A 12,398-nucleotide genomic window follows, 5' to 3' on the forward strand; every position below is an offset into this window, starting at 1 on the left:
TGATTGATTTATCACCGGTTAACGGCAGGAGTCTGCACAAATCGGGTGACATTAGACACGTCTGTGACACAATAGTTACCGACTTTGCATATTGCACTGCTCTGCCCGGCAATACAATTGAAGATAGCCGGATTGCGCGGGAAACCGCCGCAGGCTGACCCGAAATATCCCCCGGAACTGAACACAGGTTTTCATGGTTGATCGTAATTTTGACGATATCGCGGAGAAATTCACCCGCAATATCTATGGCACAACAAAAGGGCAAATCCGCGAAGCGGTGGTCTGGCAGGATCTGGACGCCTTACTGACCCGGCTGAAACCGGGTTCGCTGCGCATTCTGGATGCGGGCGGCGGTGACGGTTTCTTCTCCCGCCGCCTGGCTGCGCTGGGGCATCAGGTGGTATTGTGCGATCTGTCAGAAGAGATGATTGCCCGTGCACAGCAGGCCGCGCAGGATGACGGCGTGGCAGAAAATATGTCCTTTATTCATTGTGCGGCACAGGATATCGCACTTCACACTGAGGGGGCGTTTGATCTGGTATTATTTCATGCCGTTTTGGAGTGGATCACAGATCAAAAAGGTGCAATTGAAGCACTGACCGCTATAATAGCGGGCGGTGGTGCATTGTCGTTAATGTTCTACAATGCGAACGGCCTTGTGATGCGCAATGCGATATTAGGCAATTTTCATCTGGCAACCCCGGAAATTCAGCGCCGCCGCAAGCGTTCGTTATCGCCGCAGAATCCCCTTATGCCGGAACAGGTTTATCAGTGGCTGGATGATTGTCGTCTGACGATTGAGGCAAAAACCGGCGTGCGGGTTTTCCATGATTATCTGCAGAGCCGCCAGTTACAAAACCGTGATTTTCCGGCGCTGCTGGCACTGGAGCAACGCTATTGCCGTCAGGAGCCTTATATCAGCTTAGGCCGCTATATTCACGTTATGGCACGAAAACCGATCAGAAGGATGGACAATGAGTGAGTTTACCCAAACAGTCCCGGAACTCGTGGCATGGGCGCGAAAGAATGATTTCTCCATCGCGCTGCCGCCGGAACGGCTGGCTTTTTTACTGTCTGTCGCCGTGCTTAACAGTGAGCGCATCGACGGTGAAATGAGCGAGGGGGAACTGGTGGATGCCTTCCGCGAAGTCTGCAAAGGCTTTGAACAGACAACGGAATCTGTCGCGGTCCGCGCGAATAATGCCATCAATGATATGGTGCGCCAGAAAATATTTAACCGCTTTACCAGTGATATCTTTGAGGGTAATGCGATTTACCGGCTGACCCCGCTCGGGATCGGCATCAGTGATTATTATATCCGCCAGCGTGAATTTTCCTCACTGCGTTTATCCATGCAGCTCTCGATTGTGGCCGGTGAACTGAGCCGCGCGGCAGATGCCGCCGAAGAGGGCGGGGATGAATTTCACTGGCACCGTCATGTGTTTGCCCCGCTGAAATATTCCGTGGCGGAGATTTTCGACAGTATTGATATGTCGCAGCGCATTATGGACGAGCAGCAAAACGGGGTAAAAGACGATATCGCCAAACTGCTGAATCAGGACTGGCAGGCCGCCATTGCCAACTGTGAGCAGTTGTTATCCGAAACGTCTCTCACACTGCGGGAATTGCAGGATACGCTCGAAGCCGCCGGTGACAAATTACAGGCGAACCTGCTGCGCATCCAGGATGCCAACATGAGCGCAACGACCGGCTCCGAACTGGTGGATAAACTGATTTTTGATTTGCAGGCCAAACTCGACCGTATTATCAGCTGGGGCCAGCAGTCTATTGATTTATGGATTGGTTATGACCGCCATGTCCATAAATTTATCCGTACCGCTATCGATATGGATAAAAACCGTATTTTCTCGCAGCGTCTGCGCCATTCTGTTCAGCACTATTTTGACTCGCCGTGGGCGCTTAATGTCGCCAATGCGGATCGCCTGCTGGATATGCGTGATGAAGAGATGGCACTGCGTGATGACGAAGTGACCGGGGAATTACCGCCGGATCTGGAATATGAAGAATTCAGCGAGGTCAACGAAGAGCTTGCCGCTATGATGGAAACTGCGCTGGCTGTGTATAAAGCACAGGCGAAGCCGCTGGATCTGGGCGCGGTTCTGCGCGATTACCTCGCGAAATATCCGCGCAGCCGCCAGTTCGATGTGGCACGGATTATCGTGGATCAGGCTGTCCGCCTCGGGGTGGCTGATGCTGATTTCTCAGGCATCCCGGCGGAATGGTCAGCAATTAATGAATACGGAGCGAAGGTGCAGGCACATGTCATCGACACATATTGAACACTTTATGTCAGCAAAGCTGGCTCAGGCACTTGCCAACAACCTTTTTCCGGAACTTGACAGCCAGTTGCGTTCAGGCCGCCATATCGGCGTGGATGATCTGGATAATCATGCCTTTCTGATGGATTTCCAGGATGAACTGGAAGGCTTTTACGCCCGTTATAACGTGGAACTGGTCCGTGCCCCGGAAGGGTTCTTCTATCTGCGCCCGCGTTCCACCACGCTGATCCCGCGCTCGGTGTTATCCGAACTGGAAATGCTGGTCGGCAAGGTGCTGTGCTATCTGTACCTCAGCCCGGAGCGTCTCGCCAACCAGGGCATTTTCTCCACGGCGGAACTCTATGAAGAGCTGCTGTCACTGGCGGATGAAGCCAAATTGCTGAAAGTGGTGAATAACCGCTCCACCGGCTCTGACCTGGACAAACAGAAATTACTGGAAAAAACCCGTGGTGCGCTGAACCGCCTGCGCCGCCTGGGGATGATCACATTTGTTGCGGCGGATAACAGCCAGTTTGTGATTGCCGAATCTGTTTTCCGCTTTGGTGCAGATGTCCGCAGCGGTGATGATCCGCGCGAAGCGCAGCTGCGTCTTATCCGTGACGGTGAGGCTCAGTCTCTTGCGGAAGAAGAAAAACACCCGCGCCCTGAGGATCAGGACGATGATAATGAAGAATCTGAACATGACAACGCGACGGATGAAGCGGAGGATGAAGAATGATTGAACGTGGTAAATTCCGCTCGCTCACGTTAGTCAACTGGAACGGCTTTTTTGCGCGCACCTTTGATCTGGATGAGCTGGTCACCACCTTGTCCGGCGGTAACGGTGCCGGTAAATCCACCACCATGGCGGCGTTTATTACCGCCATGATCCCGGATTTAACCCTGCTGCACTTCCGTAACACCACCGAAGCCGGGGCAACATCCGGTTCCCGTGATAAAGGTCTGCACGGTAAACTGCGTCCCGGCGTGTGCTACGCCATGCTGGATGTGGTGAACTCCCGCCATCAGCGCGTGCTGGTGGGGGTGCGTCTTCAGCAGATTGCCGGACGTGATAAAAAAGTCGATATCAAATCCTTTATGATTCAGGGCTTACCGACACAGTACTCCCCGACTCAAATTGTCAGCGAACAGCTGAGTGAACGCCAGGTGCGGGTTCTGCCGCTGAATGACCTGAAAGCCCGTCTGGATGATATCGAAGGTGTGCATTTCAAACAGTTTAACTCGATTACCGATTACCATTCGGTGCTGTTCGAACTGGGTGTTATCCCGAAACGTCTGCGTTCTGCGGGCGACCGCAGCAAATTCTACCGCCTGATCGAAGCGTCACTTTACGGTGGTATCTCCAGCGCTATCACCCGTTCCCTGCGTGACTATTTACTGCCGGAAAACAGCGGGGTGCGCAAAGCCTTCCAGGATATGGAAGGGGCACTGCGTGAAAACCGGATCACACTGGAAGCTATCCGCGTTACCCAGTCTGACCGCGACCTGTTCAAACACCTGATCACGGAATCCACCGCATACGTTTCTGCGGATTATATGCGTCACGCCAATGAGCGCCGTGTGCATATCGACCAGGCACTCTCTGTGCGCCGGGAACTGCTCGGCAGCCGTAAGCAGCTGATCAGCGAACAGTTCCGTCAGGTGGAAATGTCCCGCGAACTGGCAGAGCAGACAGCGTCATCGGCTGATCTGGAAACCGATTACCAGGCAGCCAGTGATCACCTGACGCTGGTACAGACAGCGATGCGTCAGCAGGAAAAAATTGACCGCTATCAGGCTGATGTCGAAGAGCTGACATTCCGCCTGGAAGAACAGACGGAAGTGGCGGAAGAAGCCGCAGAACAACTGGCGGAATATGAAGAACGCAACCATGTTGCGGAAGAGGAAGTGGATGAGCTGAAAAGCCAGCTGGCTGATTACCAGCAGGCACTGGACGTTCAGCAGACCCGCGCCATTCAGTATCAGCAGGCATTACAGGCGCTGGAACGCGCCAAAGCCGTGTGTCAGCTGCCGCAGCTGGATATTGATTCACTGGATGAATGGCTGGAAACCTTCCGCGCCCGTGAAGAGCAGGCAACAGAATCCCTGTTAGGGCTTGAGCAGAAAATGAGTGTGGCACAGGCCGCACACAGCCAGTTCTCTCAGGCGTATGAGCTGGTGAAATCCGTTGTGGGTGAAGTCAGCCGCAGCGAAGCTTATCAGACTGCCCGCGAATTACTGCGTGACCTGCCGTCACAGCAGATGATGGCTGACCGCGTACAACCACTGCGTCAGCAGTTATCAGAACTCGAACAGCGCCTGCACAGTCAGCACAATGCACAGAAATCGCTGGATGATTTCTGCAAGCGCATCGGGCAGCAGATTGAGGCGGACGGGCTGGATGACATGCTGATGACCCTTGAGGCGCAGCAGGAAAGCCTGAGTGTCAGTGTCAGTGAAAGCGGTGAGCGCCGTATGGAAATGCGTCAGCAGGCAGAACAGCTGAAGCAGCAGATCCAGTCGCTGACAGTCAAAGCGCCGGCCTGGCTGGCGGCACAGGAAGCACTGACACAACTGTGTGAACAGTCACATGAAACGTTCACCAGCACCAACGATGTTACCGAATATATGCAGCAGTTGCTGGAGCGTGAGCGCGAAGTGACTGTTGAGCGTGATGAAATCGCGCTGAAAAAAGCACAGCTGGAAAAAGACATTGAGCGGCTCAGTCAGCCGAGCGGTGCGGAAGACGGCCGTATGCTGGGACTGGCGGAGCGTTTCGGCGGCATATTGCTGTCTGAAATCTATGATGACATCACCATTGATGACGCACCGTATTTCTCCGCCCTGTACGGTCCGGCACGCCATGCGATTGTGGTGCCGGATCTCAGCGCTGTGCGTCCGATGCTGGATGCCCTCGATGATTGTCCGGAAGACCTCTATCTGATTGAAGGGGATCCGCAATCCTTTGATGACAGCGTCTTCACCACCGAAGAGCTGGAGCGAGCGGTGCTGGTGCGCAGCACTGATCGCCAGTGGCGTTACTCCCGCTTCCCGTCTGTGCCGCTGTTCGGTCGCGCGGCGCGGGAAAATCAGCTGGCAGTGCTGGAACATGAACGGGATGAGCTGGCAGAACGCCTGGCAACACTCTCTTTTGATGTCCAGAAAATGCAGCGTGCCCATCAGGCATTCAGTCGTTTTGTCGGTAAAAATATCTCGGTGGCCTTTGAGGCTGACCCGGAAGCGGAAATCCGCACACTGAATCAGCGCCGTAATGAGCTGGAGCGCGAGCTGGCACAGTTTGAGGATCAGACCGCTGTTGCCCGTCAGCAGTACGCGCAGATCAAAGAAAACCTGAGCATCCTTAACCGCCTGATCCCGAATACTGCTCTGCTGCTTGATGAAACCCTGGCAGATCGCGCGGATGAGATCCGTGACGCGCTGACCGATGCACAAGAGTCTGCCCGTCATATCCAGCAATACGGCACAGCGCTGCGCAAACTGGAGCCGATGGTTACTGTTCTCCAGAGTGATCCGGAGCAGCACGAAGCCCTGATCCGCGATTACGAAAACGCGAAACAGGTGCAGCAGCAGGCCCGTCAGCAGACGTTCGCCCTTGAAGAAGTCGCACAGCGCCGTCAGCACTTTAATTATGGCGGATCCGCCGGCATGCTGACAGAAAATGCCGATCTTAATGACAAACTGCGTCAGCGTCTGGAGCATGCGGAATCGGATCGTAGCCGTACACGTGAGATGCTGCGTCAGCAGCAGACCAAATGTGCGGAATTCAATCAGGTTCTGGCCTCACTGCGCAGCTCGTATGAAACCAAATCGGATATGCTGCGCGAACTTGAGCGCGAAATGAGCGAGATTGGTGTTCAGGCGGATGCCAATGCGGAAGAGCGTGCCCGTGTGCGCCGTGATGAACTGTACAACCAGGTCAGCCATAACCGCGCCCGTATCAATCAGCTGGAGAAACAGCTGGGGATCGGGGAATCGGAAATGGATAACCTGCAAAAACGTCTGCGCAAAGCAGAGCGTGATTACCAGCAGATCCGCGGGCAGGTCGTGACCGCCAAAGCGGGCTGGTGTGCGGTGATGCGGATGGTGAAAGAGAGTGGTGTGGAGCGCCGCCTTCACCGCCGTGAACTGGCTTATGAAGATGCGGACACACTGCGTTCCATGTCGGATAAAGCCCTCGGAGCGCTGCGTCAGGCGGTGGCGGATAACGAACATCTGCGTGATGCACTGCGTCTGTCCGAAGATCCGAAGCGTCCGGAACGCAAAGTACAGTTCTTTATCGAAGTGTACCGCCACCTGCGCGAACGTATCCGCCAGGATATTATCAAAACCGATGATCCGATCGACGCCATCGAACAGATGGAAATCGAGCTGGCCCGTCTGACCGATGAACTGACTGCCCGTGAACAGAAACTGGCGATCAGCTCGAAAAGTGTGGCGAATATCATCCGCAAAACGATTCAGCGCGAACAGAACCGTATCCGCATGCTTAACCAGGGCCTGCAGGCCGTGGCATTTGGTCAGGTCAAAGGGGTGCGCCTGAATGTGAATATCCGTGAAAGCCACGCGATACTGCTGGATGTGCTCTCCGAAGAGCACGATCAGCATCAGGATCTGTTTGCCAGCCAGCGTCTGACCTTCTCCGAAGCGATGGCGAAACTCTATCAGCGCCTGAACCCGCAGGTGGATATGGGGCAGCGTCTGCCGCAGACCATCGGTGAGGAACTGCTGGATTACCGTAACTATCTTGAGCTGGAAGTGGAAGTCAACCGTGGTTCTGACGGCTGGCTGAAAGCCGAGAGCGGGGCGTTATCCACCGGTGAGGCGATCGGTACCGGGATGTCCATTCTGGTGATGGTGGTGCAGAGCTGGGAAGAAGAATCCCGCCGCCTGCGCAGCAAAGATATTTCGCCGTGCCGTCTGCTGTTCCTGGATGAAGCTGCGCGTCTGGATGCGAAATCTATCGCCACCCTGTTTGAGCTGTGCGATCGCTTACAGATGCAGCTGATTATCGCAGCCCCGGAAAATATCAGTCCGGAGAAAGGCACAACCTATAAACTGGTGCGTAAAGTCTTCAACAATCAGGAACATGTGCATGTGGTGGGACTGCGCGGCTTCGGTCAGCCGGAACCAACACCGGCACCGGAGGCATTGTCTGAGCCGGTGACGGAAGAGGAGAATGACGGGGAAGAAGAGCAGGATTGATTTCTCTCTCCCGTTTTTTCGCTGAAGCAGATGAGCGCAGCAGTGCGCTCATTTGTTTTTATATGGGGGTTGTCAGTTATACCGGGGTCAGTGATATGCAGGCGGGTCAGTTGGTTAAAAACCATTTATTCCCCGGATAGTTGCCCTGCATATTGTTCACCAGAGGGCGGAGTCCATTCAGGAATGCCCGCTCTGCACTCTCCAGCGCTCTTACTCCGACAGTCCGTTCAGCATCGATATCACCAGCCAGTCCATTCGGTTTCAGCGCCGTGTCAGACAGCATCCGGAATTCGTTATCATAATCTGATATTTTCTTTTCACAGAGTGTTTCCCAGTGTTCCGGGTTTGTACGCTTGAGCACGCTGTGTAACGGAGCCCACTGCAGAATCCACTCTCTGAACCGGAGGTCTTCGGCAATTTTCACCCGGATTTCGGCGCCCCGCAGGTCTGACTCTGTAATATGTGAAAGATTAAAGTACTGCATTTCTGCTGTTACACTGCTCAGTTCAAGCTGTTCTTTCAGTTTATTCTGGTAACTCAGATAAACTTCTGTTTCATCAACTTCACGCAGTGTACGGACCTTATTGTAGGCAATCAGCTCCAGCTTCTCCAGCCGGAATATTTCACGCCCTGCGGATACCAGTTCAGAGAGATTGTTATCGTATTTTCCTTTGCCTGCATCGTAGATCCGCCCCGCGTTCTTCATCCGGTTCAGCGCAAGTGCGCCCCGGTCCTTACAGCTTGATGTTGCCCCGGTTGCCATGGCAAAGGTTTTTTCTCTCAGTGCATCATCTTCAGCCAGTTGCGTCAGCCAGGAGGCTATCTGAGCTTTAAAACCGGGGTCTTTTCTGAAGTTCTCCGTCTCCTTCAGCCTGTCCGGGAAGGTACTGAAGGCGTCAGCATTATCTTCCTGTCCGAAGGACTACCATCTGTCCGCAGGTACTGGTTCATCCGCCGGGAGTCTTCCGGAATAGGCCTGATCACGGACTAAAGTATCCAGGTACCGGCGCGTGTGCGCTGAAAGAGGATTACCGGATACAGATATATGTGTAACCCAGGCCAGGCCGGCGATACCAGGCAGAGTGGTCAGCTGGTTATTTACGACATACAAGCGCTGCAGCTCTGCCGGCAGCGCCGGCAGGCTGGTCAGCTGGTTATTGTTGACAGACAGCGTCAGCAGCCACCTGGGCAATACCGGCAGGCTGGTCAGCCTGTTGTTTGAGCCAAACAGATATTGCAGCTCCCGGGGCAGTACCGGCAGGCTGGTCAGCTGGTTATTGTCAGCTATCAGCCTCTGCAGCCTTTCCGGCAGTACCGGCAGGCTGGTCAGCTGATTACTATCGCAGCGCAGCTCCCGTAGTCCTGTTGGCAGAGGGGGCAGGCTGGTCAGCTGATTATGATTGCAGCGCAGCGTATGTAGTCCTGTTGGCAGAGGGAACAGGCTGGTCAGCTGGTTATGACAGCAGCTCAGCTCCTGTAGTCCTGTTGGCAGCACCGACGGCAGGCTGGTCAGCGGGTTTTCACTGTAGTTCAGCCTCCGTAATCCTGCCGGCAACGCCGGCAGAACGGTCAGCTGGTTACCCTCGCAGTGCAGCCCCTTCAGCCCTGCCGGCAACGCCGGCAGAACGGTCAGCTGGTTACCCTCGCAGTGCAGCTCCTTCAGCCCTGCCGGCAACGCCGGCAGAACGGTCAGCTGGTTACCCTCGCAGTGCAGCCCCTTCAGCCCTGCCGGCAACGCCGGCAGAACGGTCAGCTGGTTACCCTTGCAGTGCAGCTCCTTCAGCCCTGCCGGCAACGCCGGCAGAACGGTCAGCTGGTTACCCTCGCAGTGCAGCCTCTGCAGCCCTGCCGGCAAATATGTCAATGCACCGCGGGGCGCGGAAAATGCGGTCATACCCGGCGGCAGATAGTCGGGTAAGGAGGTGAGTTTAAGGTAGCACAGATTGAGGAATGTATGGTTAGTTTTCAGGCAGTCACGCATCTTCAGTACCGCAGCAGCCCGGCCGGGAACCTCTCCTGCCGGTGCGGCATTTTCCCACGCAGACCAAATCGCTTCATAATCCTGTGTAGTCCGGTGTGCTGCTGTGGTGGTGAGATGGTGAGTTTTATGGTACTCCTGACACTTCACGGTACACTTCACGGTACACTTCCCGGTCTCCTTATCAAAGGTGACTGACAGCATCTCATCACCGTTTTCGTCCAGAATACAGGCGTGATTTTCCCCGTCCCGGCCGACCTGAATTCTTTCCTTAAATCCGTCATACGCGAGCGTTTTGAGTCGTTCAAATTTTTCGGTCACCGTATCCCACGTTGTTCCGTCCGGCGGATGACAAATCTGCCGGATGAGCATCAGCGCTTCAGGTTTGTTCGTTAAGCAGAAAAACGCCTTAATTTTTTCCCACAGGCTTACCTCCGGCGGGGTATCAGAGCGGGCTATTGCGTTGATCTGGCTGTTGCTGATTTCAGCAGAAAAAAATCTGCTTCTAATTTGCAATGACATAATAAAAACTCTCCTTAAACTGATATGCCGGGAGTGTCCGGCATATTAAAGCCCGGATGGGCGTTAGTATCGTATCTGCCTGGCATTTTATGTCACAATACGGTCATTGACTGATTAGGGCTCGCTGCTGATAATGAAGCAGCGAACTTTTTAATCGGGGTTCATTTATTATTGAAATATATCGCGGGTTCCGAATCGTCCGGAGTGTGGGGTCGGGGCGCTGGTACGGGGTACAGGGCTCGGGGGGCGGGTACGGGACGCGGAGCGCGGGTACGGGGCGCGGGGTACGGGGTGCGGGGCATGGTATCCGGAGTCCCGCTCTCCTGACTGAAAGCCTCTCCTGCCGGTGCAGCCTCTTCCCACGCAGACCCGGTCGCTTCATAACTTTGTGCAGTCTGAGGTGCCGCTGTGACGGAATGGTCTGTCCAAAGCGCTTCGGATGCGTCTGTTGCTAATTCCGTTTCCCATCCCCCGGTCGGGTTTAAATGGTGAGTTTTAAGGTACCCCTGACACTTCACGGTATACTCCCCGGTATCCTTATCAACGGTGACTGACAGCATCTCATCACCGTTTTCGTCCAGAATACAGGCGTGATTTTCCCCGTCCCGGCCGACCTGAACGCTTTCCTTCAATCCGCCATACGTGAGCGTTTTGAGTTGTTCAAATTTTTCGGTCACCGCCTCCCACGTTGTTCCGTCCGGCGGATGACAAATCTGCCGGATGAGTGCCAGCGCTTCAGGCTTGTTCGCTGAGCAGAAAAACGCCTTGATTTTTTCCCACAGGCTCACCTCCGGCGGGGTATCAGAGCGGGCTATTGCGTTGATCTGGCTGTTGCTGATTTCAGCAGAAAAAAATTTGTTTCCAATGTGAAATGACATAATAAAAACTCACCTTAAACTGATATGCCGGGATGGGAGTTGGTATCGTAGCTGCCTGGCATTTTATGTCACAATACGGTCATTGACTGATTAGGGCTCGCTGCTGATAATGAAGCAGCGAACTTTTTAATCAGGGTTCATTTATTATTGAAATATATCGCGGGCTCCGAATCGTCCGGAGTGTGGGGTCGGGGCGCTGGTACGGGGTACAGGGCACGGGGCGCGGGTACGGGGCGCGGAGCACGGGGCGCGGGGTACGGGGTGCGGGGCATGGTATCCGGGGTCCGGCTCTCGCTCTCTGAGATAGGATTATCAGATATATTGATATATGCCGTCCGGGACAGAGCGGTGATATTTTCCGGCCGGCGGGTCAGGCGGTTAAGATTGCACATCAGCAGATCCAGCCCTGCCGGCAACGTTGGCAGACTGGTCAGGTGGTTATGATCGCACACCAGTTTCTGCAGCCCTGCCGGCAACACCGGCAGACAGGTCAGCCAGTTATGACCGCACCACAGCTCCTGCAGCCCTGCCGGCAACGGTGGCAGACGGGTCAGGTGGTTATTCTTGCACCCCAGCTCCTGCAGCCCTGCCGGCAACACCGGCAGACAGGTCAGCCGGTTACGACCGCACCACAGAGTCTGCAGCCCTGCCGGCAGCACTGGCAGGTGGACCAGTTGGTTACCACTGCACAGCAGCGTCTGCAGCCCTGCCGGCAACTCCGGTAAATAGTTTAATGGAACATCGGTAGTGTTCAGTACGGTAATATCCGGCGGCAAATAATCGGGTAAGGAGGTGAGCTTAAGGTCCTCCAGTTTAAGCTCTGTTTTGTCATTATACAGGCAGTTACGCATCTTCTGTACCGCAGCAGCCCGGCTGAAAGCCTCTCCTGTCGGTGCAGCTTTTTCCCACGCAGACCAGGTCGCTTCATAACCTTGTGCAGTCTGAGGTGCCGCTGTGACGGAATGGTCTGTCCAAAGCGTTTCGGATGCGTCTTCTGCAGATATTGCCAATTCCGCTTCCCATACCCCGGTCGGGTTTAAATGGTCAGTTTTAGTGGACTCCTGACACTTCACGGTACACTTCCCGATATCCTTATCAAAGGTGGCTGACAGCATCTCATCACCGTTTTCGTCCAGAATACAGGCGTGATTTTCCCCGTCCCGGCCGACCTGAATTCTTTCCTTAAATCCGTCATACGCGAGCGTTTTGAGTCGTTCAAATTTTTCGGTCACCGTATCCCACGTTGTTCCGTCCGGCGGATGACAAATCTGCCGGATGAGCGTCAGCGCTTCAGGTTTGTTCGTTAAGCAGAAAAGCGCCTTAATTTTTTCCCACAGGCTCACCTCCGGCGGGGTATCAGAGCGGGCTATTGCGTTGATCTGGCTGTGGCTGATTTCAGCAGAAAGAAATTTGTTTCTAATGTGAAATGACATAATAAAAACTCTCCTTAAACTGATATGCCGGGAGTGTCCGGCATATCAAAGTCTGAATGGGAGTTGGTATCGTAGTTGCCTGGCG

6 protein-coding genes and 1 pseudogene are annotated in these 12,398 nt (G+C 54.5%); 4 read left to right on the forward strand and 3 right to left on the reverse strand.

The genetic code is table 11. The annotated features are described in order from the left end of the window. The first annotated feature begins 193 nt into the window (after positions 1-193). Genes cmoM through mukB form a run of 4 tightly spaced genes read left to right on the forward strand, consistent with a single transcriptional unit; the run spans position 194 to position 7,502 of the window. Positions 194-982, forward strand: coding sequence for a tRNA uridine 5-oxyacetic acid(34) methyltransferase CmoM (gene cmoM, locus ACF8OF_RS06905; RefSeq protein ID WP_392496129.1), 789 nt, complete (start codon positions 194-196; stop codon positions 980-982). Continuing rightward, on the forward strand, positions 975-2,300 hold the full coding sequence (mukF, locus tag ACF8OF_RS06910; protein WP_262860081.1) for a chromosome partition protein MukF: 1,326 nt from the start codon (positions 975-977) through the stop codon (positions 2,298-2,300). The genes cmoM and mukF overlap by 8 nt, the downstream gene beginning before the upstream one ends. Then, on the forward strand, positions 2,281-3,018 hold the full coding sequence (gene mukE / locus ACF8OF_RS06915) for a chromosome partition protein MukE (RefSeq protein WP_262862730.1): 738 nt from the start codon (positions 2,281-2,283) through the stop codon (positions 3,016-3,018). Before mukF ends, mukE begins: the two co-directional genes overlap by 20 nt. Next, positions 3,015-7,502 (forward strand): chromosome partition protein MukB, encoded by a 4,488-nt coding sequence (mukB, locus tag ACF8OF_RS06920; RefSeq protein WP_392496131.1) that lies wholly within the window; start codon positions 3,015-3,017, stop codon positions 7,500-7,502. The genes mukE and mukB overlap by 4 nt, the downstream gene beginning before the upstream one ends. Positions 7,503-7,608: 106 nt before the next feature. On the opposite strand, the pseudogene ACF8OF_RS06925 reads toward mukB, so the two are convergent. From ACF8OF_RS06925 to ACF8OF_RS06935, 3 genes and pseudogenes are all read right to left on the reverse strand, one after another. Continuing rightward, a pseudogene (locus tag ACF8OF_RS06925) lies at positions 7,609-10,002 on the reverse strand (NEL-type E3 ubiquitin ligase domain-containing protein). A 161-nt stretch (positions 10,003-10,163) separates the two neighbouring features. Then, positions 10,164-10,880: a hypothetical protein gene (locus ACF8OF_RS06930; protein WP_392496132.1), complete on the reverse strand. Its 717-nt coding sequence runs from the start codon at positions 10,878-10,880 to the stop codon at positions 10,164-10,166. A gap of 137 nt (positions 10,881-11,017) precedes the next feature. After that, the gene (locus ACF8OF_RS06935) at positions 11,018-12,313 is read right to left on the reverse strand and encodes a hypothetical protein (protein WP_392496133.1); all 1,296 of its coding nucleotides are present in this window, start codon (positions 12,311-12,313) and stop codon (positions 11,018-11,020) included. Between the last annotated feature and the right edge of the window lie 85 nt (positions 12,314-12,398).

The organism is Morganella sp. TYF_1, assembly GCF_043105645.1.
Classification (GTDB): domain Bacteria; phylum Pseudomonadota; class Gammaproteobacteria; order Enterobacterales; family Enterobacteriaceae; genus Morganella; species Morganella morganii_B.